The 24,173-nt window shown below is 35.5% G+C and carries 27 protein-coding genes, 1 pseudogene and 1 riboswitch; of the genes and pseudogenes, 21 read left to right on the plus strand and 7 right to left on the minus strand.

Features of this window, described 5'->3' with window-relative positions; genetic code table 11:
• The first annotated feature begins 281 nt into the window (after positions 1–281).
• The 11 genes from COL05_RS01805 (at position 282) to COL05_RS01860 (ending at position 8,286) form a co-directional block, all read left to right on the plus strand.
• Positions 282–1,460 carry an FtsW/RodA/SpoVE family cell cycle protein gene (locus tag COL05_RS01805; RefSeq protein WP_098667355.1) on the plus strand — a complete coding sequence of 393 codons (1,179 nt, stop codon included), beginning with the start codon at positions 282–284 and terminating at the stop codon, positions 1,458–1,460.
• A gap of 107 nt (positions 1,461–1,567) precedes the next feature.
• Positions 1,568–2,272 carry a DUF421 domain-containing protein gene (locus tag COL05_RS01810; protein ID WP_098667356.1) on the plus strand — a complete coding sequence of 235 codons (705 nt, stop codon included), beginning with the start codon at positions 1,568–1,570 and terminating at the stop codon, positions 2,270–2,272.
• 69 nt (positions 2,273–2,341) lie between these two features.
• Positions 2,342–2,806, plus strand: a complete 465-nt coding sequence (locus COL05_RS01815; RefSeq protein WP_098667357.1) for an NUDIX hydrolase — start codon at positions 2,342–2,344, stop codon at positions 2,804–2,806.
• Positions 2,807–2,927: 121 nt separating this feature from the next.
• A complete protein-coding gene (locus COL05_RS01820; RefSeq protein ID WP_098667358.1) occupies positions 2,928–3,335 on the plus strand; it encodes a YjdF family protein in 408 nt (135 codons plus the stop codon).
• Between the two features lie 142 nt (positions 3,336–3,477).
• Complete coding sequence (locus tag COL05_RS01825) at positions 3,478–3,891, plus strand: BrxA/BrxB family bacilliredoxin (protein ID WP_001979317.1); 414 nt, start codon at positions 3,478–3,480, stop codon at positions 3,889–3,891.
• Positions 3,892–4,143: 252 nt separating this feature from the next.
• The gene (locus COL05_RS01835) at positions 4,144–4,923 is read left to right on the plus strand and encodes a transporter substrate-binding domain-containing protein (RefSeq protein ID WP_098667360.1); all 780 of its coding nucleotides are present in this window, start codon (positions 4,144–4,146) and stop codon (positions 4,921–4,923) included.
• A gap of 36 nt (positions 4,924–4,959) precedes the next feature.
• Positions 4,960–5,619 carry an amino acid ABC transporter permease gene (locus COL05_RS01840; RefSeq protein ID WP_001046915.1) on the plus strand — a complete coding sequence of 220 codons (660 nt, stop codon included), beginning with the start codon at positions 4,960–4,962 and terminating at the stop codon, positions 5,617–5,619.
• Positions 5,612–6,334 (plus strand): amino acid ABC transporter ATP-binding protein, encoded by a 723-nt coding sequence (locus COL05_RS01845; protein WP_098667361.1) that lies wholly within the window; start codon positions 5,612–5,614, stop codon positions 6,332–6,334. The genes COL05_RS01840 and COL05_RS01845 overlap by 8 nt, the downstream gene beginning before the upstream one ends.
• 100 nt (positions 6,335–6,434) lie before the next feature.
• Positions 6,435–7,403 carry an aromatic acid exporter family protein gene (locus COL05_RS01850; RefSeq protein ID WP_000472665.1) on the plus strand — a complete coding sequence of 323 codons (969 nt, stop codon included), beginning with the start codon at positions 6,435–6,437 and terminating at the stop codon, positions 7,401–7,403.
• A gap of 16 nt (positions 7,404–7,419) precedes the next feature.
• On the plus strand, positions 7,420–7,980 hold the full coding sequence (locus COL05_RS01855; protein WP_098667362.1) for a L,D-transpeptidase: 561 nt from the start codon (positions 7,420–7,422) through the stop codon (positions 7,978–7,980).
• Between the two features lie 66 nt (positions 7,981–8,046).
• Positions 8,047–8,286 carry a DUF3894 domain-containing protein gene (locus tag COL05_RS01860; protein ID WP_098667363.1) on the plus strand — a complete coding sequence of 80 codons (240 nt, stop codon included), beginning with the start codon at positions 8,047–8,049 and terminating at the stop codon, positions 8,284–8,286.
• A gap of 72 nt (positions 8,287–8,358) precedes the next feature.
• Here COL05_RS01860 and prli42 read toward each other — a convergent pair whose 3' ends face one another.
• The gene (prli42, locus tag COL05_RS31155; RefSeq protein WP_000549038.1) at positions 8,359–8,451 is read right to left on the minus strand and encodes a stressosome-associated protein Prli42; all 93 of its coding nucleotides are present in this window, start codon (positions 8,449–8,451) and stop codon (positions 8,359–8,361) included.
• Between the two features lie 188 nt (positions 8,452–8,639).
• On the opposite strand from prli42, the gene COL05_RS01870 reads away from it, so the two are divergent.
• A complete protein-coding gene (locus tag COL05_RS01870) occupies positions 8,640–9,185 on the plus strand; it encodes a GNAT family N-acetyltransferase (RefSeq protein ID WP_142337313.1) in 546 nt (181 codons plus the stop codon).
• Positions 9,186–9,312: 127 nt separating this feature from the next.
• Positions 9,313–10,431 carry a tripeptidase T gene (locus tag COL05_RS01875; protein WP_000609803.1) on the plus strand — a complete coding sequence of 373 codons (1,119 nt, stop codon included), beginning with the start codon at positions 9,313–9,315 and terminating at the stop codon, positions 10,429–10,431.
• A gap of 44 nt (positions 10,432–10,475) precedes the next feature.
• Here the strand turns inward: COL05_RS01875 and COL05_RS01880 are convergent, their stop codons facing one another.
• The gene (locus COL05_RS01880; RefSeq protein ID WP_048550730.1) at positions 10,476–10,676 is read right to left on the minus strand and encodes a hypothetical protein; all 201 of its coding nucleotides are present in this window, start codon (positions 10,674–10,676) and stop codon (positions 10,476–10,478) included.
• Between the two features lie 140 nt (positions 10,677–10,816).
• Between COL05_RS01880 and COL05_RS01885 the strand changes: the two genes are divergently transcribed.
• A complete protein-coding gene (locus COL05_RS01885; RefSeq protein WP_098667365.1) occupies positions 10,817–12,055 on the plus strand; it encodes a DNA polymerase IV in 1,239 nt (412 codons plus the stop codon).
• 41 nt (positions 12,056–12,096) lie between these two features.
• Here the strand turns inward: COL05_RS01885 and COL05_RS01890 are convergent, their stop codons facing one another.
• From COL05_RS01890 to COL05_RS01900, 3 genes are all read right to left on the minus strand, one after another.
• Positions 12,097–12,798, minus strand: a complete 702-nt coding sequence (locus COL05_RS01890; RefSeq protein ID WP_142337314.1) for an MgtC/SapB family protein — start codon at positions 12,796–12,798, stop codon at positions 12,097–12,099.
• Between the two features lie 73 nt (positions 12,799–12,871).
• On the minus strand, positions 12,872–15,577 hold the full coding sequence (gene mgtA / locus COL05_RS01895; protein WP_142337315.1) for a magnesium-translocating P-type ATPase: 2,706 nt from the start codon (positions 15,575–15,577) through the stop codon (positions 12,872–12,874).
• A gap of 333 nt (positions 15,578–15,910) precedes the next feature.
• Positions 15,911–16,076, minus strand: a riboswitch (M-box (ykoK) riboswitch).
• Positions 16,077–16,237: 161 nt separating this feature from the next.
• Positions 16,238–16,489, minus strand: a complete 252-nt coding sequence (locus tag COL05_RS01900; RefSeq protein ID WP_000656495.1) for a DUF3932 family protein — start codon at positions 16,487–16,489, stop codon at positions 16,238–16,240.
• Positions 16,490–16,678: 189 nt separating this feature from the next.
• Here COL05_RS01900 and rnz point away from each other — a divergent pair, with 189 nt between their 5' ends.
• The 4 genes and pseudogenes from rnz to sdaAA all read left to right on the plus strand — a co-directional run bounded on the left by rnz (position 16,679) and on the right by sdaAA (position 19,876).
• Positions 16,679–17,602: a ribonuclease Z gene (gene rnz, locus COL05_RS01905; protein WP_098667368.1), complete on the plus strand. Its 924-nt coding sequence runs from the start codon at positions 16,679–16,681 to the stop codon at positions 17,600–17,602.
• 380 nt (positions 17,603–17,982) lie between these two features.
• Positions 17,983–18,240 (plus strand): annotated as a pseudogene (locus tag COL05_RS32250) (hypothetical protein).
• A gap of 79 nt (positions 18,241–18,319) precedes the next feature.
• Entirely contained in the window at positions 18,320–18,979 is a 660-nt protein-coding gene (gene sdaAB, locus COL05_RS01910) for an L-serine ammonia-lyase, iron-sulfur-dependent subunit beta (protein WP_098667369.1), read from the plus strand.
• An 18-nt stretch (positions 18,980–18,997) separates the two neighbouring features.
• Positions 18,998–19,876: an L-serine ammonia-lyase, iron-sulfur-dependent, subunit alpha gene (gene sdaAA, locus COL05_RS01915; protein WP_098667370.1), complete on the plus strand. Its 879-nt coding sequence runs from the start codon at positions 18,998–19,000 to the stop codon at positions 19,874–19,876.
• 51 nt (positions 19,877–19,927) lie between these two features.
• On the opposite strand, the gene proI is transcribed toward sdaAA, so the two are convergent.
• The gene (gene proI / locus COL05_RS01920; protein WP_098667371.1) at positions 19,928–20,767 is read right to left on the minus strand and encodes a pyrroline-5-carboxylate reductase ProI; all 840 of its coding nucleotides are present in this window, start codon (positions 20,765–20,767) and stop codon (positions 19,928–19,930) included.
• A 165-nt stretch (positions 20,768–20,932) separates the two neighbouring features.
• Here proI and COL05_RS01925 point away from each other — a divergent pair, with 165 nt between their 5' ends.
• Together COL05_RS01925 and COL05_RS01930 are read left to right on the plus strand one after the other, a co-directional pair.
• Positions 20,933–21,886, plus strand: coding sequence for an MBL fold metallo-hydrolase (locus tag COL05_RS01925; protein WP_098667372.1), 954 nt, complete (start codon positions 20,933–20,935; stop codon positions 21,884–21,886).
• 9 nt (positions 21,887–21,895) lie between these two features.
• Positions 21,896–22,690 carry an SDR family oxidoreductase gene (locus tag COL05_RS01930; protein ID WP_098667373.1) on the plus strand — a complete coding sequence of 265 codons (795 nt, stop codon included), beginning with the start codon at positions 21,896–21,898 and terminating at the stop codon, positions 22,688–22,690.
• 29 nt (positions 22,691–22,719) lie between these two features.
• Here the strand turns inward: COL05_RS01930 and COL05_RS01935 are convergent, their stop codons facing one another.
• Positions 22,720–22,905, minus strand: a complete 186-nt coding sequence (locus COL05_RS01935; protein WP_001003210.1) for a YqzH family protein — start codon at positions 22,903–22,905, stop codon at positions 22,720–22,722.
• 224 nt (positions 22,906–23,129) lie between these two features.
• On the opposite strand from COL05_RS01935, the gene argC reads away from it, so the two are divergent.
• Positions 23,130–24,167, plus strand: coding sequence for an N-acetyl-gamma-glutamyl-phosphate reductase (gene argC, locus COL05_RS01940; RefSeq protein WP_098667374.1), 1,038 nt, complete (start codon positions 23,130–23,132; stop codon positions 24,165–24,167).
• The last annotated feature ends 6 nt before the right edge of the window (positions 24,168–24,173 follow it).

The following is a 24,173-nucleotide window of genomic DNA, read 5'->3' on the forward strand; positions in this document are numbered from 1 at the left end:
ATGTATAATACCTTTCCCAGTAATCTTACAATGAACGATTATGTATTAGGAATTTATGAAAATACATTGCTGATATATGGTATATGGATATAAAATAAGAAAAGAATAATTTTTTTGGCAAATCTTACTGATGAAACTGTAGTATAATATATTGTATTGTATGAAAAAGAGAGTTATTCTATATAAGTGTTTTATAGATAATGTGTAATCAGTCGTCAAAACATGAAGAATGTTGACTCCTGGTTTTTTATTTTGCTGTAACAATGTTTCAGGAGGATGTCATGAAAAGAAGTACCGAGTTTCTAAAAAGTTTAGATGTAAAATTAATATTAATTTTGTTAGCATTATGTGTTACGAGTATAGCTGCTATATATAGCAGTCAGCAAACTGGTCAATATGGAGAGGCAAACTTTGCGATGAAACAAGGTTTGAACTACATAATTGGGGTTGTATTGTTATTGCTTGTTGCAAGCATTGACTTAGATCAACTACAAAAATTGTCTTGGCCGCTTTATATCGTTGGATTTGCTTCACTTATTCTTTTGAAAATACTACCGGTTTCCACTTTCACACCTGAAAAATTAGGTGCAAAAAGATGGTTTGTATTTCCGTTACTTGGACAAATTCAACCATCTGAGTTTTTCAAAATTTCATTGCTTCTCGTGGTAGCAAGTATAGCAGTGAAACATAATGCACAGTATATGGCAAGGACATTCCAAACGGACTTAAAATTAGTAGGTAAAATTGTACTAGTATCCCTCCCGCCTATTGCTGTTGTATATAGCCAACCGGATACAGGGATGGTGTTCTTATATGCTGCTGCAATTGCATGTATTTTATTTATGTCAGGTATTCAGAAGAAATTGATAGCGTTATGTACAGTTATTCCAGTCACCATATTATCTGCGTTAATATTTATTTACGTAAGGTATGAGGATTTCTTCTTTAATAAGTTAGTTACGCTACTAAAACCGCACCAACAATCACGTATTTTAGGTTGGTTAGATCCATTTGAACATACAGATCAAGGTTATCAAACACAGCAATCGATTTTAGCTGTAGGTAGTGGCGGTATGGAAGGGAAAGGGTTTGGCGAAGGGAACGTCTATATCCCTGAGAAACATACTGACTTTATTTTCGCTACAATTGCCGAAGAAGGTGGATTTATCGTAGCAGCGTTAGTTGTATTCTTGTTCCTATTACTACTATATAGAACAATTATTATCGGTTATTCTGCTGATAATTTATTCGGTACATTATTATGTGCTGGATCGATTGGGATATTAACGGTTCAAATATTCCAAAACATCGGTATGATCGTTGGATTAATGCCTGTAAAAGGGATTGCATTACCGTTCTTATCATATGGGGGAAGTTCGTTGTTCTCGAATATGATTATGATGGGTCTCATATTATCCGTACGAAAAACGTATAAAAAGTATATGTTTTCTGTTAAGTAAGAAAAGCTGATTCGTTAAAAAACGAATCAGCTTTTTTACATATATGCTCTTAAACGTTGCAAACTAAAACAAAGTAGCAGTTTGAGACGGGTAAGGGGTGCAAGGTGATGCATATGCATATTTTTGAAGGGGCAAGGCATCTTTCTAATAGTGAATGGGTTATTCGGGCTATTATAGCATACATATTTTTAATATTAGTTGCGAAAGCAATGGGACAAAGGTCCATCGCACAACTTCGTTTTTTAGATGTTGTATTAGTATTATTGCTTGGCGGGAATATTTCTAACGCATTATCTGATGAAAAAGTAGGATTACTCGGCTCAATGATTACAACGCTCATACTCGTTGTACTTCACATTATAAGCTCAGTCTTAATGTTGAAATGGGATAGATGGAGGCGCTTTTTAGAGCCAGCACCTATTATTCTTATACACAATGGTTCCATTGATTTTAGCAATTTGAAAAAAGCAAGAATTACGGTGGAATATTTATTTTCGGAACTTCGTATGCGAAATGTGAGCGACATTCAAAAGATTAAATTAGCATTATGGGAAGCGAACGGTGTCGTTTCTATATTTCAGTATCCAGAACATGAAGCAGTTTCGCGGCTTGATCTGAAAGTGGCGGGAAAAAAATCTCCAGTTTCTTTTGTATTAGTAAAGGATGGGAGCATTCAGAAAGATGTTCTTGCTTTATTAGGGAAAACAGAAGAATGGGCGAGAGAATTTCTAGAGAAAAACGCAGAAGTTGAATCCATTCTGTTAGCTACAGTAGATGAAGCACATAAAATAAATATTTTGTTAAAAAAATGAAAAATATACGCATTTTGTCGTTTCATACATATGATACAATAGTGTGGACAACGAAAAAGGAGGGATACGATGGGATATGTAGAAGAATTACGAAAAATAGTTGGTCATCGCCCTTTAATTTTAGTTGGTGCTGTTGTACTCGTTATAAATGAAAATGGATATGTATTATTACAACAAAGAACAGAGCCTTACGGAAAATGGGGGCTGCCTGGCGGATTAATGGAGCTTAGTGAATCACCAGAAGAAACAGCTTGCCGTGAAGTATACGAAGAAACAGGGATAAAAGTGAAGAACCTACAATTAATCAACGTATTTTCTGGAGCGAATTATTTTACAAAATTAGCAAACGGCGATGAATTTCAATCTGTAACGACCGCTTATTATACGGATGAATACGATGGAGATTTTGTTATGAATAAAGAAGAAGCGGTTCAGCTTAAATTCTTCCCGCTAACAGAACTACCTGACTATATTGTGGGATCGCATAAAAAAATGATTGTTGAATATATGAAAATTATGGAAAAAAAGATATAATAATAGTGAAAGAACTACAAAAACACAGTTCTGGTTGGTAGTCCAGACGCATGATTTCATGTTAGTAACCTTCCCCTCCGGGATGTCCCGTATTTCTAATTTTATAAAGGAGGGGCTGTCAATGGAGTTGACAGTATATCATGATGGCCAATTTTTTGTTGGGATCATTACATGTAAAGAAAAAGGAAAATTGTATGGAGCCAGGTATATTTTTGGAACAGAGCCGTCAGACGAAGAAATACTTATATTTGTAAATGGTCCAATGTTAGCGTATTTTCAGCACTTTGCAAAATGTGGCGTGGAAGTGAAAGAAAAAACGCGTCCCAAAAATATAAAGCGTATCATACGACAAGTAGCAAAAGAAGTAAATGTAAACCGTTTTACTAAGGCACAAGAGGCAATTAGCTTATCCTATGAACTGCATAAACAAGAAAAGAAAGTGCAATCTAAAGAGAAGCGTGAAGCTGAAAAACAAAGAAGACGTTTAATCAAAGTAAAAAAAGCAAAGCAAAAACATCGTGGTCATTAAGAAAAGGTGTTAGAGCCCTGCTCTAACACCTTTTCTATGCTGAAATACAAGTAAACTTACTTGTATTTCATAAACATTAACTGGTAAGATACAAATAGGTAGTTTTAGAGGAGGGAAAAGATTGATTAATTTTAACTTTTTTATGAATGATGTTGTCCGCCAAGCGCGTGAAGAGATTGTCTCTGCTGGATATACAGAATTAACGACGCCAGAAGCAGTAGAAGAAGCGTTTAAAAGAAATGGAACAACACTTGTAATGGTAAACTCTGTATGTGGTTGTGCAGGCGGTATTGCTCGTCCTGCTGCTGCGCATTCCGTACATTATGATAAACGACCTAACCATCTTGTAACGGTGTTTGCAGGTCAAGATAAAGAAGCGACAGCAAGAGCTCGTGAATATTTCGAAGGGTACCCACCATCTTCTCCATCATTTGCTTTATTAAAAGATGGAAAAATTGTAACGATGGTTGAGCGTCATGAAATTGAAGGTCATGAACCGATGCAAGTTATTGCAAAACTACAATCTTATTTCGAAGAGAATTGTGAAGAACTATAAATATAAGCGAAAAGGCGGTACGTCCACTTAATTGTGGACATACCGCCTTTTTTTATTTAGCGTCAAGTTTTATGGAGTATGCATATCCTTTTTATTTTATGCAATGTTTTATACATTAATAATGTTGTTTTTGTTGTTATTTTATTTATTTTTATTTTATATATTGCATAAAAATAAAAGTGCTGATACAATACAAACATCGAATAAATATTCTATTAAACTTTTAAATATACATTATTAGGGGGAAGAAAGATGAAGAAGTTATTATCAATATCGTTTGCACTTATTTTAATTGTAAGTATATTCAGCGCTTGTAGTAATGGGGAATCGAAAGAAACAAAAGGAAATAAAAAAGTACTCGTAATGGGAACTTCAGCAGATTATAAACCTTATGAATATGTAGATGCGTCAAAGAGCGATGAAATTATTGGCTTTGATGTTGATGTTGCTAAATATATCGGAAAAGAACTTGGGTATGAAGTGAAAGTGAAAGATATGGATTTTGGTGGTTTATTAGCATCTCTTAGTTCAGAAAAAGTTGATTTCGTAATGGCAGGTATGACGCCAACTGCAGAGCGTAAAAATAATGTTGATTTTACAGATATTTATTTTGTTGCGAAAAATATGGTCGTTTCTAAAAAGGATTCTAACATTAAATCTGTAGAGGATTTAAAAGGGAAAAAAGTAGGGGTACAAACAGGGTCCATTCAAGAAGAGAAAGCTGCAGAATTTAAAAAACAAGTAGATTTCCAAGTTGAGGGACGTGACCGTATACCAGAAATCGTACAAGAAATTAAAGCTGGTCGTTTTGACGCTGCAATTATAGAAGATACAGTTGCTAAAAATTATTTAGAGAAAATGAAAGATTTACAAGGAATTGAAATTAAAGAAGCACCAGAAGAAGTTGGAGCAGCAATTGCCCTTCCGAAAAACAGTGATAAAACAGCTGAATTTAATAAAGTAATTAAAAAAATGCAAGAAAATGGAGAAATGGATAAATTAGTGAAGAAATGGTTTGGCGGCGGAAAATAAGCTGCCTTTCAAATTTCTGTGAGGGGAATGAAAAGAATGAACTTAGATTTTTCGGCGATTACGCCTTCGATACCATATATACTAAAAGGTTTAGAAGTTACTTTGAAAATTGTAGCAGTATCAGCTTTAGCAGGATTTATTTTAGGAACGCTATTAGCACTTTGTAAAATTGCTAGAATACGAGCATTAAATATAGCAGCAGATTTTTATACATCAATTTTTCGTGGTACACCCCTTGTATTGCAATTAATGATTATTTATTTCGGCGTCCCACAAATAATTGGTTATGAAATACCAGCATTCTTAGCTGCTGTACTTGCATTTAGCTTGAATTCAGGTGCATACATGTCAGAAGTAATTCGTGCTGGTATTCAAGCGGTTGATAAAGGACAAACAGAAGCAGCAATGGCTTTAGGGATACCGTACGGAAAAATGATGAGAAATATTATTTTCCCTCAAGCATTAAAAAATATATTACCAGCGCTTGTGAACGAATTTGCGACACTTACGAAAGAATCGGCTGTAGTAACAGTAATAGGCGCGACTGATTTAATGCGTCGTGCTTACATTGTAGGCGGTGAGACATTTAAATATCTTGAACCATTACTTTTTGTTGGACTGATTTATTATATGTTAGTCATTATTCTTACATTAGTCGGGAAGGCAATTGAAGGGAGAATGAAGAAAAGTGATTAAAATTGAAAACCTTCATAAATCATTTGGTAAAAACGAAGTATTAAAAGGAATTACAACAACGATTGAAAAAGGGGAAGTAGTCGCAATTATAGGGCCTTCTGGATCAGGAAAATCAACATTTTTACGTTGTATGAATATGTTAGAAGCACCAACGGATGGTCACATTTGGATTGGAACGGAAGAAGTAACGAATCCGAAAACGAATGTTATGCATGTTCGTGAAAATGTCGGTATGGTCTTTCAACATTTCCACTTATTTCCTCATATGACTGTATTAGAAAATATTACGTATGCTCCTATCAATGTAAAAGGGGTAATGAAGCAAGAAGCTGAAAAGAAAGCTGAGAAACTTTTAGAAAAGGTTGGATTAGTAGATAAAAAAGATACGTATCCAAATCGTCTTTCGGGAGGACAAAAGCAACGTGTAGCAATTGCAAGAGCGTTAGCAATGGAACCGGAAGTTATGTTATTTGATGAACCGACATCGGCGCTAGATCCAGAGATGGTGAAAGAAGTGTTAGAAGTTATGAAATCGTTAGTTACGACAGGAATGACGATGGCTATCGTTACACATGAAATGGGCTTTGCAAAAGAAGTGGCAGATCGTGTTCTTTTCTTGGACGGAGGAAAGCTTGTAGAAGATAGTGCGCCAGAAGAATTTTTTGCAGCGCCGAAAAGTGAACGTGCGCAACAATTTTTACAAAAAATATTGTAATATGAAAAGGTTATGTGAATAATAAGTAGAAAAGGATGACATTGTGTCATCCTTTTTTTATACTAGCTGTAAATACGTTTATACATATAGGAGTAATGATATGTTTAAAATTGGATATCGTACAGTAAAAACAGCAATAGGGACAGGTGCGGCAGTTTTTATTGCTCAGTTATTAGGGTTAGAATTTTATAGTTCAGCAGGCATTTTAGTTATTTTATGTGTACAAAATACGAAGCGCAAATCACTTCAAGTGTCGTTACATCGTTTTCTAGCGTGTGTATTATCAATGGCATTCGCGTTTTGTATTTTTGAAACGATTGGCTATACACCACTTGCAATTAGCATATTGTTACTTACATTTATTCCGACTGCAGTAATGCTTAAAATTCAAGAAGGTATTGTCACGAGTTCAGTTATTGTTATGCATCTATATTCATTGAAGCAAATTACATGGCTTATAGTTGGAAATGAAATTGCTATATTAACGATAGGGATTAGCGTGGCGTTATTAGTAAATATGTATATGCCGAGTAGTGAAAATAAGCTAAAAGAGTATCAGGATAAAATAGAGAATAATTTTAAAACGATTTTGTTTGAAATGGTTGTGTATTTACGAAATCGAGAAAGTAGTTGGAGTGGAGCAGAACTCATTGAAACCGAGAATATGTTAAATGAAGCAAGAGATTTATCGTTTAAAAAACTTGAGAATGCATTTATGCGAGAAGATGATTATTACTATCGTTATTTTAATATGCGTATGCAACAATTCGAAATTTTAGAGCGAATGATACCACTAGCAGCTTCTTTATCGTGGACATATGAACAAGCTGACATGATTGCAGATGTTGTTGAAAACATTGGTAATGCTATTAGCCCTGAGAGTACTGGCGTTATTTCCTTAAGGCAGCTTCAAGAAATGAGGGAATTATTTAGAGACATGCCATTGCCAGCTACACGCGAAGAATTTGAGATACGTGCGAAACTTGTTCAACTTGTGTATGAAATGGAACAATATTTACTCATTAAAAGTCGCTTTAAGGGAAAGGATAATATAAAAGAACTTATATAGAAGGTAGGAATTATCTATGCCGTATCTTCTCTCTATCATATTATGTCTTTCTTTATCGCCTATTTGGCCTCTTGGTGATAATCCACGTGCCGGGGATCCTTTTATTATTGTAAATAAAGCGCCGAATAAATTAGCTTATATTGACGATGGAAAGATTCAAAAGGTTTTTCCAGTCGCTACAGGGAAAACAAATGAATTAACTCCAGAGGGAACTTTTGATATGGTCATGAAAGCAAAGGACCCATATTATATTGCGAAGAATATTCCAGGGGGATCACCGAAAAATCCACTTGGATCTAGGTGGATGGGATTTAATGCAAGAGGAACTGATGGGAGTAAGTATGGAATACATGGAACAAACCAACCAAGTTCAATTGGAAAGTATATTTCACAAGGATGTATAAGAATGAAGAAAAATGATGTGGAATATTTATTTGATCGCATTCCAATTGGAACGAAAGTATGGATTGTAAAATCGAAAAAGTCATTTCAGCAATTGGCAAAAGAAAAAGGAGCCATTGCATATGAAAAAGTCAACAAAAAGGTTGGCTTTTTCTATTGTAATAAGTTGTCTTGACATGTGTACATAACCATGAGTTAATGAGAGTATAGAAAGATAAAATTAGATAAAGGGGTTGCTCATATGTATTTGAATCCAAAAATTTCGTATATGCAATTTTTAATGGGATTTCTATTTGTTATTACATTCATATTGGCAACTTTTAATATATGTTCTTATCTTGTAGCAATTGTATGTATGGCATTACTCAATCTTACTTTTGTTATTGGAGCATTTCAGCAAAAACAATATACAAGTTTTGTAATAGCACTTGTAATGTCATTTTCCTTTAGTATTGTAGCGATTGTGCTTTATATAAAATAAACCATCTCGATATCGAGATGGTTTATTTTGTTATATGTAAAAAGTAAAAAAAGGACGAACACATCGTCCTTTTTACCAAAACATACTCGCGCCAGCAAGTAATGTTGTTACAAGCATAGAAATTAGCATTACATAAATCATAACTTTTTGAGCTTTTTTATGCATCGTTATACCTCCTTGCAAATCAGTACAATATCATTGTAACGAGAAATGATATTGTGGACAAGGGGAGAGAAATGACAAAATTCGAGAAGTACGTGTAAAGTATAACAGGAAATTTGTATGTATGTAGAGAATATATAAAATGATGGAGTGTAAGTTTTTTGTTATGCAAGCTGAAGAATGGAGATACGATGATGAAAATATATGAAACAAATCGTTTACATTTAAGGGAAATTGATGAGTCGTATGCTGAAAAAGTTCTTCAATATTACGACAGAAATCGTGAATTTTTAAAAGCTTGGGAAGAGTATAGACCGGATGATTTTTTTACGTTAGATTATCAAAAGAAAAAGTTGCAAAAGGATAGAAAAGAGATCGCAGAAGGTAAAATCATCAGGCTTTGGATTTTTAAAAAGGGTGATGATACGAAAATAATTGGATGTATTTCATTTAATTTAATTGTTCGCGGAATTTATCAATCTTGTGTACTCGGCTATAAATTAGATAAGGCAGAGTTAAACAAAGGTTATACGACGGAAGCGCTTAGAAAAGCGATTCAAGTTGCTTTTGAGGAATTTCAATTACATCGTATAGAAGCACCGATTATGCCACGAAATTTAGCATCTATACAAGTCGTGACGAAGATAGGTTTTCAATATGAAGGTGTGTCTAGGAAGATGTTAATGGTTAACGGAGTGTGGGAAGATCATATGCGCTGGGTATTGTTAAATGAGTAATGGAAAGCAGATGGTTATCTAGACATATAAACCGTCTGTTTTTTGTCTTGTATTTCGAAACTTTTGCGAAATTCTGTTATAATTAATAGTGTTACATACATAATGGTAGTGCAGGAGGCGCAGTCTTATGATTAATCAAGAACGTTTAGTAAATGAATTTATGGAATTAGTACAAGTAGATTCTGAAACGAAATTTGAAGCAGAAATTTGCAAAGTATTAACAAAGAAATTCACAGATTTAGGTGTAGAAGTATTTGAAGATGACACAATGGCTGTTACTGGGCATGGTGCAGGTAACTTAATTTGTACATTACCAGCAACAAAAGATGGTGTTGATACAATTTACTTTACTTCTCATATGGATACAGTAGTTCCTGGTAATGGAATTAAGCCTTCTATTAAAGATGGATATATCGTATCAGATGGTACTACGATTTTAGGTGCGGATGATAAAGCAGGATTAGCATCCATGTTCGAAGCAATCCGTGTTTTAAAAGAGAAAAATATCCCTCACGGTAAAATTGAATTTATTATTACAGTTGGAGAAGAATCTGGTCTTGTTGGTGCAAAAGCATTAGATCGTGAGCGCATTACAGCGAAATACGGTTATGCATTAGATAGCGATGGAAAAGTTGGTGAAATCGTTGTTGCAGCTCCAACACAAGCGAAAGTGAATGCGATTATTCGAGGGAAAACAGCTCACGCTGGTGTAGCACCAGAAAAAGGTGTATCTGCAATTACGATCGCAGCGAAAGCAATTGCGAAGATGCCACTTGGACGTATTGATTCTGAAACAACTGCAAATATTGGACGTTTTGAAGGTGGTACACAAACGAATATCGTTTGCGATCACGTGCAAATCTTTGCAGAAGCGCGTTCTTTAATCAATGAAAAAATGGAAGCACAAGTTGCAAAAATGAAAGAAGCATTTGAAACAACTGCAAAAGAAATGGGCGGTCACGCAGACGTTGAAGTAAACGTTATGTACCCAGGATTTAAATTTGCTGATGGCGATCACGTTGTAGAAGTTGCAAAACGTGCAGCTGAAAAAATTGGTCGTACACCTTCTCTTCACCAAAGTGGTGGCGGAAGTGATGCAAACGTAATTGCAGGACACGGGATTCCAACAGTTAACTTAGCGGTTGGTTATGAAGAAATTCATACAACAAACGAAAAGATTCCTGTTGAAGAATTAGCGAAAACAGCAGAATTAGTTGTTGCAATTATTGAAGAAGTAGCGAAGTAATGTAATAGAAAAAGCGTGTAAATCACAATGGATTTACACGCTTTTTATTTTGATTCGATGGCTTTTACAAGACGGATAAGCCAATACAAGAAAATCCATGGCAGTATGTCCTTTGTTATAATGCCTAGTAGACTTGGAAGAATCCCTGCTACGTTAATATCAAAAATAGGAAGTAATAAATAATTAATTAAGATGATTAATATAATAACGAGAAATGTATAATTGAGGTTACTGTTTGATTTCATAATAGATCACTCCTTTTACAAAAATATCCATATTTATATTAAGTATAGCAAAAATAAGGATAAAAAGAATAAGTAATTATTATATTGTGCATGAATTTGGTATAATAAAGGAACAAATGTTCTTTGGAGGGGTGAGTACTATGCGAGAAATGTATCCGAAAAAGGGTCGTGTTATTTTACATGTAGATATGAATTGTTTTTTCGCATCTGTTGAAATTGCTCATGACCCATCATTACAAGGAAAGCCGTTAGCGGTTGCTGGAAATGAAAAAGAAAGAAAAGGAATTATTATAACATGTAGTTATGAGGCGAGAGAATATGGAATACGTACAACGATGCCTCTTTGGGAAGCAAAAAGGTTATGCCCGCAATTAGTTGTAAGGCGTCCGAATTTTACATTATATCGTGAAGCTTCATTTCAAATGTTTCAAATCCTTTCTCGTTTTACGGAAAAAATACAACCAGTCTCTATAGATGAGGGATATTTAGATATTACAGATTGCTACGCACTCGGTTCGCCTCTTGAAATAGCAAAGATGATTCAACAAGCATTATTAACAGAGTTACAGCTACCCTGTAGCATTGGAATTGCTCCGAACCTTTTCCTAGCAAAAACAGCTTCTGATATGAAAAAGCCTCTCGGTATTACTGTGCTTCGAAAACGAGATATTCCAGAAATGATTTGGCCACTTCCGGTTGGAGCGATGCATGGAATTGGAGAAAAAACAGCTGAGAAATTAAACGATATTCATATACAAACAATTGAGCAGTTAGCAAAAGGAAACGAGCATATCATTCGCGCTAAAATTGGAAAGCAAGGTGTTGATTTAATGCGGCGGGCAAAAGGTATGGATGATAGGGAAGTTGATCCGAGTCAAATGGGACAACATAAAAGCGTTGGTAACTCGATGACTTTTTCAAAGGATATGGATGAAGAGAAAGAATTACTTGATATGTTAGAACGACTATCAAAATCAGTGAGTAAAAGATTACAAAAGCGAACTCTTGTCAGCTATAATATTCAAATTATGATTAAATATCATGATAGGCGGACAGTAACGCGGAGTAAGCAATTGAAAAATGCCATTTGGGAAGAACGAGATATTTTCCAGGCAGCATCTCGTTTATGGAAGCAACATTGGGATGGTGATTCCGTTCGCTTACTAGGTGTTACAGCTACTGAAATAGAGTGGAAGACAGAATCGGTGAAACAATTAGATTTATTTTCATTTGAAGAAGATGCAAAAGAAGAGCCGCTACTAGCTGTCATCGATCAAATTAATGATAAATATGGAATGCCGATTTTACAACGAGGTAGTCAACTATTACGTAAGCAAGAAAAGTCTTTTCAACAAAAATTAGAAAATAAATTTATGTAAAAGGTGTCATGGAGTAGTGAATATCATGACACCTTTCATATTTAACTCGCTTCTAAATCTAAAGAAGTCTTCCAGCCAGCTCCAGTAACGCCAGATTCTAATAGCATTCTACTCACTATTTTTTCAATTAAGATAGCAGCATTTGTCTTGCAATGTAATGTAGCCTGTATACACACCTTTTGATTAGAATCTACGTCTTCACTATACAACTCTTTTAAACCGAGTCCTTCTGTACTTACCATATGCATAAGTAAAAAACGAATATGTGCTTCATTTTCTTCTGAACAAGTAAGAGAAAGTAAGTAGTTCGTTTGTTCTGGTGATTCTTCTTTTGATTTTTTATTCATAAAAAGAGCTATTGGGCGAAGGAGTATATTTGCAAGTAACACGCCGGTTGCACCTAATATAGCTGCAACGAGGAAACCGGCGCCTGTAAGAGTACCGACAGCAGCTGCACACCATAAAGTAGCTGCCGTATTTAGCCCTCTAATACTAAAACCATCGCGAATAATAACGCCGCCCCCTAAAAAGCCAATGCCACTAACGACTTGAGCAGCAATGCGGGATGGGCTGGCATCATGGTCAAGCATGACAGATAATAAAACAAATATACAGGCACCAAGTGATACGAGAGCATTTGTCCGTAACCCAGCCATTCGGTGTCTCCATTGTCTTTCCATTCCAATGCAAGCTCCTACAATAATTGCTATAACTAATCTGAATACAATGTCGTACCATACCATCATGGTCACCTCCATATATAAATATGTGTTATGTTTTTTAGAATGAGCGGGGAATACCCACTCATTCTTATTTTTACAACCAACTATGAAACTTTTTAATATAAAACTTTTTCAGGAATTGTGTTAAAAAAGCATAGCCTAATAGTATTGTTACTAACCAAGGGAAATAGCTAAGTGGTAATGCTTGTAATCCAACGGCTGCTCCGAGTGGTGAGAATGGAATATAAATTCCGATTGCCATAATACAAGCGGTTAATAAAAGAACCGGTATTGATGCAGTACTTTGAATGAACGGAATCTTCTGTGTTCTTATCATGTGAACAATTAAAGTTTGTGTTAGCAATCCAACGACAAACCAACCAGATTGGAATAATGATTGTTCGCTAGCTGTATTCGCACCGAAGACGTTCCACATAACTACATATGTGATGATATCAAATATGGAACTAATAGGACCGATGCAAATAATGAAGTTCCGTAAGTTTGCAGTATCCCATTTTCTTGGTTTTTCTAAAAACTCTTTATCCATTTTGTCCCATGGAATAGACAATTGTGAAATATCATAAAGTAAGTTTTGAATTAAAAGGTGAATGGCAAGCATAGGCAAGAAGGGGATGAAAGCACTTGCTACTAACACACTAAATACATTTCCAAAGTTAGAACTAGCTGTCATTTTAATATATTTTAAAATATTTCCGAATGTAGTGCGTCCTTCTAGAATACCAGCTTCTAATATTGTTAAACTTTTCTCAAGTAAAATAATGTCGGAAGACTCTTTTGCAATATCGGTAGCAGTATCAACAGAAATGCCAACGTCAGCTTCACGTAACGCTACGGCATCGTTAATGCCATCTCCCATATAACCTACAGTGTGTCCGTTTTCTTGTAATACTCGTATAATGCGTGATTTTTGCATTGGATTTAGTTTAGCAAATACAGTTGTTTCTTCGGCTAATTTCGCTAATGCTTTATCAGGTAAAGAATCGATTTCGTAACCAAGGACAGGTTCACCGATATTCAATCCAACTTCTTTGCAAACTTTTCTTGTCACAATTTCGTTATCACCAGTTAAAATTTTCACTTGTACACCATGTTTTTGTAATGCTTGAATGGCAGTAGCCGCAGATGGTTTCGGTGGATCTAAAAAGCTAATATATCCAGCGAGAATCATATCGTTTTCATCTTGTACCGCGTACTCTTTATCATTTATTGGTCTATCTTTTTTATAAGCTACAGCAATGACACGCATACCTTCACTATTGAATGTCTCACTTAGTTGTTTTACATTTGAGCGCATGTCATCGGTAAGAGAAACAACTTTGCCATCTACTTCAGTGTAGTTACAAATAGATAAAATTTCTTCTACTGCTCCTTTACAAACCATTGTATGTTCACCTGAAATATCTTTCACGATGACAGACATACGCCGGCGAGCAAAATCAAATGGAATTTCATCTAGTTTTTGAAAAATGGATGGATTAAACTTTTGGTTTTCTTCTGTATGCTCCATAACAGCTTTATCTATTAAATTTTTCAATCCTGTTTGATAGAAACTATTTAAATAGGCAAAGTGTAATACACGATTACATGTATTACCGTTAGGATCTGAATGGTGAACAAGTACAACTTTATCTTCTGTTAAAGTTCCCGTTTTATCGGTACAAAGAATGTTCATAGCACCTAAGTTTTGAATAGAATTTAGTTGTTTTACAATTACTTTCTGTTTAGACATGTTAACGGCACCTTTTGCTAAATTAGCAGTTACAATCATTGGTAACATTTCAGGTGTGAGACCAACAGCAATAGCGATAGCGAAGAAGAAAGCCTCTTGCCAATCACCTTTTGTAAAGCCGTTAATGAGAAGTACGATAGGTGCCATAATCAGCATGAATGTAATTAAGAGCCAGCTTACTTTATTTACCCCTTTATCAAAGCTTGTTTCTATGCGCTTACCGATTACCTGTTTTGCTAACGAGCCAAAATACGTATTCGTACTTGTAGAGATGACAACAGCTTTTGCGCTACCACTTACAATAGTTGTACCCATAAAACAAAGATTTTCCATATCGAGTGGATTGTAATTTTTTTTTATGTTTTTCGGTAAGATATGTTGATTCTCTGTATGATAGCAGTTTTCGTACTTTTCTACAGGAAGTGCTTCCCCAGTTAAAGAGGATTGATTCACAAATAAATCTTTAGCTGATAAAATACGCACATCAGCCGGAACGATATCACCGGCTGAAAGTGAAATAATATCGCCAGGTACAAGTTCTTCAATTGGAATTTCCGTTGTATCATTTCGCTTTAGATACATTACGTTTTTTGTTTCGTGTACAAATCTATCTATTCTAAAGACACTTGCCGTTGTTCGAACCATAGCTTTTAACTGATCCGCAGCTTTTTGAGAACGAAATTCTTGTAAAAAGCGAATCGTTGCACTTAGCACTACCATTACAGATACAACAAGGGTTCCTTGTATGTCATCTGTGAAAAAAGAGAGTGCGCCGAGAGCTAATAAAACAAAAATAAATGGATTTTTAAATGCTAATAGAAATTGAACGTACCACGGCGATGTTTTATTATGAGCGATTTCATTCGGGCCATATAAAGAAAGTCTATGAGACGCTTCTTCTTTAGAGAGTCCATTTTCTGTTGTTTCTAAAAGTCGTAACGCTTTGTTTGCATCCTGCGTTGGGACTTCCACTAATAATTTGTTATTTGTTTTCATACAATCTTGATCGTATGAATGTTTTGTTTCTTGTCTTTGTAAATTTAACATTGATAGTTCCTCCTTTTTCATGAAGGAGGAAACAAGCTGTTACTCGACTATTTAAAATGAGGAGGAACAGTTTCTTTCCTACCTACATGATGAAATATTAACGTAAAACATATGGGTATCTGGGCCGAATCATCAATTGCCAACTGTTCCTCACCTCCGTACAATTTAGTAGTTTCTGAATATGCTATGTTTGTTTCATAGTAAGGTGCATATATACGTAAAAAGACCTTTACTCAAAACGAGTAAAGGTCTGAATTCGCAGTTAAAAGAGTCCGTAACAAATACTGTTAGTAAACATAGATAAAAACAGTTTTTGTGTATGTCAAAATATGTGCACCTCTCCCTCGTTGAGTTTTAGCACTGTATAGCATAGGTACTGAAACCAGCTACGTTAAAAAAGGCCTTCATTCCGACCTTTCCTGTTGACCCATTGGCGTCTCTCGACATTTTTGGGCAGCAGCGTTTCTCTATACAGGAGCCTCACCTAACAGAGACCATATTCAATTACATGTTGAATGTTAGCACTGTAAAATTGTAGTGTCAATATCTTTTTTTGAAAAATCAAATAGGTTTGTGATGGCTATATAGTAAGAAAAAAGAGGGGAAATAAATACTTTAATGACATAAAAAAAGCACTGATTGCAGTGCTTTTTTTATAGATTATGAGATTGTAGCATTTTCAAAAATAACAATTTCTGAACTGTTTGTTGTTGAAACGCGTTGTGCGTAATATGTTAAAGCTGAAGAAATATATGTTGGTAACGAATCATTTGTGTGTGTTGTTGTATATTCATGGATTAATTCTTTCAAAGTCGTCCATTCTAATTGTGCTGGGTGATCAGACACGAAAGAACTTACCCAGCGATCAAATGAAGATGAAAAATCAGTTTGTAAACGAAATGCTTCTTTCATAATAAAACGCTCCCTTAAAATGTAGTATAATCATTTTAACACAAAACACGAACGATTGCTAAGTTTTTTGAGTATAACGTTCGTGATATATAGTTGTCTAGATGATTGGTTATGTAAATTCGATTTGCCATTTGAAATAACATTCCGTAAGATGAAAGGTAGATTATATAAAGAGCTGGAGGAAAGAAAGTGGAATTTGTATTTTTAGGAACTGGTGCAGGTGTTCCTTCGAAAGGAAGGAATGTTTCAGCAATTGCTTTGCAATTGTTAGAAGAACGAGGACAGACTTGGTTATTTGATTGTGGTGAGGCGACGCAACATCAAATATTACATACATCAGTACGTCCACGCCGCATTGAAAAAATATTTATTACGCATTTACATGGTGATCATATTTTTGGATTGCCCGGTTTATTAGGAAGCCGTTCGTTTCAAGGAGGGAATACACCTTTAACCGTGTATGGACCAAAGGGAATTAAACAATTTATTGAAGTGGCATTATCAGTAAGTACGACACATGTAAAATACCCACTTGAAATTATTGAGATAACAGAAGAAGGTACTGTGTTTGAGGATAATGAATTTCATGTGGAAACGAAAAGGTTGTCACATGGTATTGAATGCTTTGGATATCGTATTATAGAGAAAGATATACAAGGCGCCCTTTTAGTCGATAAATTGCTGGAGATGGGTGTGAAACCTGGTCCACTCTTTAAACGTTTAAAAGATGGAGAAGTAGTTGAATTAGAAAATGGTACGATACTAAATGGAAAAGATTTTATCGGCCCACCTCAAAAGGGAAGAATTATTACCATTTTAGGTGATACAAGATATTGTGAAGCGAGTAGAGAGCTGGCGCAAGACGCTGATGTACTTGTTCATGAAGCAACTTTCGCAGCAGAAGATGAACAACAAGCGTATGATTATTTTCACTCCACCTCTAAACAAGCTGCGAGTATTGCACTTCAGGCAAATGCAAAACGATTAATATTGACTCATATTAGTTCTCGTTACCAAGGTGATACGTATAAGGAATTATTGAAAGAGGCAAGGGAACTATTTTCTAATACAGAAATAGCTACGGATTTAAAATCATTTCCAGTAGAAAGATAATAATGGTATAAAAAAATGGTGATGAGAGGTTGCCATTTTTTTATTTCTAAAAAAAATTAAAATAAAACTGTTATCATTTTATGCTTATATTAGATGAAACAGAAAGTTTTAATGATGGGAAGATATAGGATAAAAATACATAGTATCGATTATTTAGAAAAACTGTTATATAAGTCAGACGACATACGAGTGATACAAATAGCAAAAATGGATTTTTATTCAGAACTTTTAAAATTCATTAAAAGTAAGCGTTTTATTAAAAACAAGTTATAATGAGGGCAGATTATAATTTATCCCACTTTAATGGACAGTGAGACTCTACCTCAAAATTCGCGAATGCGAGGAATGTAGGCGAGAGATAACTGCCCGTAAAAGCACGATTGTTGTGGGTTAATAATCAGTGGGAATGGACAAAACTCCCAGTGATTATAGTTTCACTTGTTTATGCTATCCTTGTAAGTGGTTCTGTGTTAAACTTTGGATTGCTACCAGACTTTATTGTGGATTAGCTTATATTATTTTTAAATGAAGGTAATGCTAAGTTTCTTATTTATTATTACAACTAGTATTATTTCAGGATAGATTGTTTCACTGTTATTCAAAAACGATCCAATTCGTATAGCGAAACAAATTCGTAGTACAACTGGAAAAGCAACCGATTTGGTAGCTTAATAGAATAGTAAAAAATTTTTTCATAGAGGTTTAGGGGGAGTTATGATGAAGTATCGCTCAGTATTTGATATTATTGGTCCAGTTATGATTGGTCCATCAAGTTCACATACAGCAGGCGCAGCAAGAATGGGGCAAGTTACTCGCCAGCTGTTTCGTCATGAACCAGAAAGAGTAAGCATTTCATTATATGGATCATTTGCAAAGACGTATCGTGGGCATGGTACAGATGTAGCGCTAATAGGTGGGATATTAGGGTTTGAAACAGATGACTTACGTATTCCAGAGGCGCTAGACATAGCAAAAGAGCGCGAAATTGAAGTGGAATTCATTGAAGAAGATGCAAATGCACCTCACCCAAATACAGCGAGAATTCGTTTGTATAAAGGTGAAGAAGAAATTGAAGTTGTTGCTTGCTCAATTGGTGGCGGTAAAATTGAAGTTGTAGAATTAAACGGATTCGATCTTCAATTATCAGGCACGAGTCCAGCACTACTTATTGTAAATAACGATCGCTTCGGTGCTATTGCAGCAGTAGCTTCAATCCTTGCGAAACACGAGATTAACATTAGTACAATGAGTGTTTCTCGTAAAGAAAAAGGAAGAAGAGCGCTTATGGTCATCGAAACAGATGAAATATTAGCAGATGAAGTGATTGAAGAAATAAAAGCGCAACAAAATATTTGTCAAGTAACTATTATGGAATAATTGCAGGGGGGACACACCATGTTTCGGAACGCAGCGGAACTAGTGGCGCAAGCTAAAGAACAAAATGTAAAAATCGCAGAAATTATGATTCAATGTGAAATGGAAACAAGAAGTATTTCACGTGAAGAAGTAATTGCTGGTATGGAAAAGAACTTAGTCGTAATGGAGCAAGCAGTAGAACGTGGTATTCGCGGTGTGAAATCACCAACTGGTTTAACTGGTGGAGATGCTGTAAAAGTCCAGGCGTATATGAATAGCGGAAAAGGCTTATCTGGAGATACAATTTTGGACGCAGTGAGTAAAGCCGTTGCAACAAATGAAGTAAACGCAGCGATGGGAATTATTTGTGCAACGCCAACAGCAGGATCTGCTGGAACAGTGCCAGGTGTACTATTTGCACTAAGAGAAAAATTGCAGCCTACACGTGAAGAAATGATTGAATTCTTATTTACAGCGGGAGCTTTCGGTATGGTTGTTGCCAATAACGCTTGTATTTCTGGTGCAGCGGGAGGATGCCAAGCTGAAGTTGGTTCAGCAAGTGGAATGGCAGCTGCAGCTGCAGTTGAAATGGCTGGTGGAACACAAGAGCAAGCAGCTACAGCGATGGCAATTTCATTAAAGAACATGCTTGGTTTAGTATGTGATCCTGTTGCAGGACTTGTAGAAGTACCTTGCGTAAAACGTAATGCAGCAGGAGCTGCAAATGCGATGATTTCAGCTGATTTAGCATTAGCTGGTGTAACGAGTACCATCCCATGTGATGAAGTAATTGAGGCAATGTTTAGAATCGGACAAACGATGCCAGTAGCACTTCGTGAAACAGCTGAAGGTGGACTTGCAGCAACACCGACTGGTCGCCGTCTGCAAGAAGAGATTTTTGGGAAGACTAATAACTAAACAATATATATTTATAAAAAATGGAGCTCAAGTAAGATTGAGCTCCATTTTTTATTTTTCTTTTGCTAGTTGTTCTAATGTTTTCCCAAGATTATGCGATCGTTGTGTAGCCTGTGTAATACAAGAAATAAGCGCTTGTTGAAATTGGTGTTCTTGTAATACTTCAATACCTGCTTCGGTCGTTCCACCAGGAGAGGTAATTTCCTTTCGCAAAATAGACGGGTGTTTTTCACTTGCTTTTAGCATTTCAGCAGCACCAATCATTGTTTGAAGAATAAGTGACTTTGCAACATCTTCTTTTAAACCGATTTTTTTTGCAGCTTCTTCCATCGCTTCTACTACGTAATAAATATAAGCAGGCCCACTTCCAGATAATGCAGTGACAGCATGCATATCTTCTTCCTCTACAACAGAGACGAGACCGATCGTTTCAAATAAAGCGATGGCAGTTTGAATATGTTCCGCTGTTGCATGTTTTGAAGGTGAGATAGCAGTAGCTGATTTTAAAATAGCTGCAGATGTATTTGGCATGGCACGAATAATCGGAACGTCCTTTTGCAGTAGATTTCTAATTGAATGAGTAGAAACACCTGCTAATAACGAAATAATGAGCAGGTTATTATGTATGTCTTCTTTAAAAGGGGTAAGGGCTTCTGCAACATCTTTTGGCTTCATTGCTAGAAAAAGAATATTTGTATTAGTAAGTAGTTCTTTTTTATTATGTGTACCTTTGACACCGTATTTGTTATGTAGTTCCTGTAATCTTGTCTCGTTAGAACGATTACTTACAGTAATTTGTTCGCCTTTCACAACATTTGCATGTAACAAGCCACCAATAATCGCTTCAGCAATAGAGCCCGCACCGAGAAAGGAAATGTTTTGAATAGACATGATGTTCCTCCTTTAATTTTGGTTAGAAATTCTTATAAATGTACATACATTCGTTTTTTTATAGGAAACACCTCTTTTTATCTGAAAATAATGACAAATATATATAGAAGTTGTAAACTGAAGAAGTATTCATTTTTGAACCGGAAAGAGACAGGGGGGCTAAGCATGACGGCGATTCACCGAATGGAGATTCCTGTGCCATTTGCAGTTGAAACTGTGAATGTGTTTTTAGTTGAGGGGGAGACATTAACATTAATTGATACAGGGACCAATACAGAAGAGGCAAGAAATGCGTTAGAAAGTCAATTAAGTACATTAGGATATACGATAGAAGATATTGAAACAGTAGTCATTACGCACCATCATGCGGATCATTGTGGGCTTTTAAATATATTTTCTGAGAAGACGAACATTATTGGACACCCTTGGAATGAGCCTTGGATCACACAAAATCCAGAATTTTTAAAGCGATATCATGAGTTTTTTAGAGAGACGGCTTTACAATTTGGTGTTCCAGCAGCATTTTTGAAAGACGAGGCGTTGTTGACGACAAGGACGCTGAAATATTCTTGTAATAGATCGTTAACGCATACTGTGAGAGAGGGAGATCGTATTGATTCAATGCCTGGTTTTACAGTGATTGAAACACCAGGTCATGCTTCCACTCATATTTCATTATATAGAGAATCTGATGGAATACTAATTGGCGGGGATGCTCTCATTAGTCATATTTCTTCGAATCCAATATTAGAACCACCATATGAGGGACAAACAGAAAGGGCACGCCCGTTATTACAATATAATCAAACGTTAAAGCGTTTAAGTGAAATGAATATTTCACGCATTTTATCGGGACATGGAGAAGATGTTCTAAATGTGAAACAACTTATTGAAACGAGATTACAAAAGCAAGAAACACGTGCGTTTAAAGTGCTTGAGTTATTAAAGGAAAAACCAATGACAGCCTTTGAAGTATGTGTAAAACTATTTCCAGTATTATATAAGGAGCAATTGCCACTTACTATTTCAGAAACGGTTGGACAATTAGACTTTTTAGCATATAATCAACAAGTGATGATTGATGAATCTTCGCAACAATTGATTTATTATGCAAAGTAGGTGACAGCAATGACGGGACGTTTACAAAATAAAGTAATCGTCATTACAGGTGCTTCTAGTGGAATTGGGGAGCAAGTTGCAATGCAAGTTGCAGAACAAGGGGCAACGCCAGTATTAATGGCTAGAACAGAAGAGAAATTAAAAGCATTAGCAGAAAAAATTAAAGAAACTTATAATACGCCTTGCTATTATTATGTATTAGATGTAAGTGAAGAGACGGAAGTACAATCTGTTTTTTCAAAGGTATTACAGGAAGTGGGACGTATTGATATATTAGTAAACAATGCGGGATTTGGTATTTTTAAAACGTTTGAAGATGCGTCAATGGATGAAGTGAAAGATATGTTCCAAGTAAATGTATTTGGGTTAGTAGCTTGTACGAAAGCAGTACTACCTTATATGGTGAAAAGAAACGAAGGTCATATTATTAATATTGCTTCACTTGCTGGGAAAATTGCAACTCCGAAATCGAGTGCGTATGCAGCGACGAAACACGCAGTATTAGGATTTACGAATAGTTTACGCATGGAGTTATCTAGTACAAATATTTTCGTAACAGCAATTAATCCAGGTCCAATCGATACGAACTTTTTTGAAATAGCTGATCAATCCGGTACATATGTGAAAAATATGGGACGATACATGTTAAAACCAACATATGTAGCAGGGCAAATCGTAAAATCGATGCAAACGAAAAAGCGTGAAGTAAACTTACCGAAGTGGATGGGCATTGGTCCGAAGCTGTATGCTCTATTCCCAGGTTTATTTGAGCGTATTGCAGGCAAATCATTAAGTAAAAAATAGGAGATTTCCATTTGGAAATCTCCTATTTTTTATTTTCCCGTCACATAATCGTAAACGATATCCTCAACTGCCTCGTATACATCAATTTCAGTATTTGAATGAATGATCGTTTGAATATGTTTAATAAGCATTTCCTGATCCTCATTTGACATAGGATTACATTGATATTGCTGAAAACTTTTTATAATCATTTTCTCAATTAATTTCTCATTCATGTTTTTCCCCGCCTGTATGTATACATGTATTGTTTTATTGTACTTGAAGTGAAATGAAAAAACTACTATACACTATTTATGTATAAAAATTCTGCTCTGTATATTGTTTTTCTAGTAAAATTAAGTTTTTAAAGTTTATTAAATTTATAAATATTTAATTGACTCTATAAATATACAATATTATAATCATACTTAATTTAAAGAATTGATATGAGGAGGAGCATATGAAAGTCGCGATTATTGGAGCAACTGGGTATGGAGGTATTGAGTTAATTCGGTTATTAGAGCAACATCCATATTTTTCGATAGCATCTCTTCATTCTTTTTCGCAAGTTGGTGAGTGTATAACAAATGTATATCCGCATTTTCAAAATGTTCTTGTTCATACGTTACAAGAAATTGATGCAGAGGAAATAGTGAAAGAAGCAGAAATTGTATTTTTGGCAACCCCGGCAGGAGTATCAGCAGAGCTAACTCCAAAATTATTAGCAGTAGGTTTAAAAGTAATTGACCTATCTGGAGACTTTCGTATGAAAGACCCTTTTATATATGAACAGTGGTACAAAAGGTCAGCTGCAAAAGAAGAAGTTCTTAGTAAAGCTGTATATGGGTTAAGTGAATGGAAAAGGTCTGAGATTCAAAATGCAGATTTAATTGCAAACCCAGGATGCTTTGCTACAGCTGCATTATTAGCGGTATTACCGTTAGTTCGTAGCGGCATAATTGAAGAAGATTCCATTATCATTGATGCGAAATCAGGAGTATCTGGAGCAGGCAAAACGCCAACGACAATGACTCATTTTCCTGAGTTATACGATAACCTGCGTATTTATAAAGTAAATGAGCATCAACACGTTCCTGAGATCGAGCAAATGCTCGCGGAGTGGAATAGGGAAACGAAGCCAATCACGTTTAGTACACATTTAATACCGATATCACGGGGGATTATGGTTACACTTTATGCGAAAGTAAAACGAGAAATGGAAATAGAACAACTTCAAAAATTATATGAAGAAACGTATGCGCAATCGCCTTTCATTCGAATTCGTACGCAAGGAGAGTTTCCAAGTCCGAAAGAAGTAAGGGGCTCAAATTATTGTGATATGGGGATAGCTTATGATGAAAGAACCGGAAGAGTGACAGTCGTTTCTGTTATAGACAATATGATGAAAGGTGCGGCTGGGCAAGCGATTCAAAATGCAAATATAGTAGCGGGACTAGAAGAAACAACAGGTTTACAACATATGCCGCTTTATTTATAAGGGGGA

Origin of the sequence: Bacillus sp. AFS059628 (genome assembly GCF_002571225.1) — a bacterium.
Classification (GTDB): Bacteria; Bacillota; Bacilli; order Bacillales; family Bacillaceae_G; genus Bacillus_A.

Coding starts and splice junctions, on each gene's coding strand:
- argC (WP_098667374.1), top strand. CDS start 23,130: ATGAAAGTCGCGATTATTGGAGCAACTGGGTATGGAGGTATTGAGTTA.
- proI (WP_098667371.1), bottom strand. CDS start 20,767: ATGTCTATTCAAAACATTTCCTTTCTCGGTGCGGGCTCTATTGCTGAA.
- COL05_RS01885 (WP_098667365.1), top strand. CDS start 10,817: ATGCGAGAAATGTATCCGAAAAAGGGTCGTGTTATTTTACATGTAGAT.
- COL05_RS01860 (WP_098667363.1), top strand. CDS start 8,047: ATGTATTTGAATCCAAAAATTTCGTATATGCAATTTTTAATGGGATTT.
- COL05_RS01930 (WP_098667373.1), top strand. CDS start 21,896: ATGACGGGACGTTTACAAAATAAAGTAATCGTCATTACAGGTGCTTCT.
- COL05_RS01825 (WP_001979317.1), top strand. CDS start 3,478: ATGAATGATGTTGTCCGCCAAGCGCGTGAAGAGATTGTCTCTGCTGGA.
- mgtA (WP_142337315.1), bottom strand. CDS start 15,577: ATGTTAAATTTACAAAGACAAGAAACAAAACATTCATACGATCAAGAT.
- COL05_RS01880 (WP_048550730.1), bottom strand. CDS start 10,676: ATGAAATCAAACAGTAACCTCAATTATACATTTCTCGTTATTATATTA.
- COL05_RS01805 (WP_098667355.1), top strand. CDS start 282: ATGAAAAGAAGTACCGAGTTTCTAAAAAGTTTAGATGTAAAATTAATA.
- COL05_RS01855 (WP_098667362.1), top strand. CDS start 7,420: ATGCCGTATCTTCTCTCTATCATATTATGTCTTTCTTTATCGCCTATT.
- COL05_RS01890 (WP_142337314.1), bottom strand. CDS start 12,798: ATGGTATGGTACGACATTGTATTCAGATTAGTTATAGCAATTATTGTA.
- COL05_RS01935 (WP_001003210.1), bottom strand. CDS start 22,905: ATGAATGAGAAATTAATTGAGAAAATGATTATAAAAAGTTTTCAGCAA.
- prli42 (WP_000549038.1), bottom strand. CDS start 8,451: ATGCATAAAAAAGCTCAAAAAGTTATGATTTATGTAATGCTAATTTCT.
- COL05_RS01835 (WP_098667360.1), top strand. CDS start 4,144: ATGAAGAAGTTATTATCAATATCGTTTGCACTTATTTTAATTGTAAGT.
- COL05_RS01820 (WP_098667358.1), top strand. CDS start 2,928: ATGGAGTTGACAGTATATCATGATGGCCAATTTTTTGTTGGGATCATT.
- COL05_RS01850 (WP_000472665.1), top strand. CDS start 6,435: ATGTTTAAAATTGGATATCGTACAGTAAAAACAGCAATAGGGACAGGT.
- COL05_RS01810 (WP_098667356.1), top strand. CDS start 1,568: ATGCATATGCATATTTTTGAAGGGGCAAGGCATCTTTCTAATAGTGAA.
- COL05_RS01840 (WP_001046915.1), top strand. CDS start 4,960: ATGAACTTAGATTTTTCGGCGATTACGCCTTCGATACCATATATACTA.
- sdaAA (WP_098667370.1), top strand. CDS start 18,998: ATGTTTCGGAACGCAGCGGAACTAGTGGCGCAAGCTAAAGAACAAAAT.
- COL05_RS01870 (WP_142337313.1), top strand. CDS start 8,640: ATGATGAAAATATATGAAACAAATCGTTTACATTTAAGGGAAATTGAT.
- COL05_RS01900 (WP_000656495.1), bottom strand. CDS start 16,489: ATGAAAGAAGCATTTCGTTTACAAACTGATTTTTCATCTTCATTTGAT.
- COL05_RS01925 (WP_098667372.1), top strand. CDS start 20,933: ATGACGGCGATTCACCGAATGGAGATTCCTGTGCCATTTGCAGTTGAA.
- sdaAB (WP_098667369.1), top strand. CDS start 18,320: ATGAAGTATCGCTCAGTATTTGATATTATTGGTCCAGTTATGATTGGT.
- COL05_RS01815 (WP_098667357.1), top strand. CDS start 2,342: ATGGGATATGTAGAAGAATTACGAAAAATAGTTGGTCATCGCCCTTTA.
- COL05_RS01875 (WP_000609803.1), top strand. CDS start 9,313: ATGATTAATCAAGAACGTTTAGTAAATGAATTTATGGAATTAGTACAA.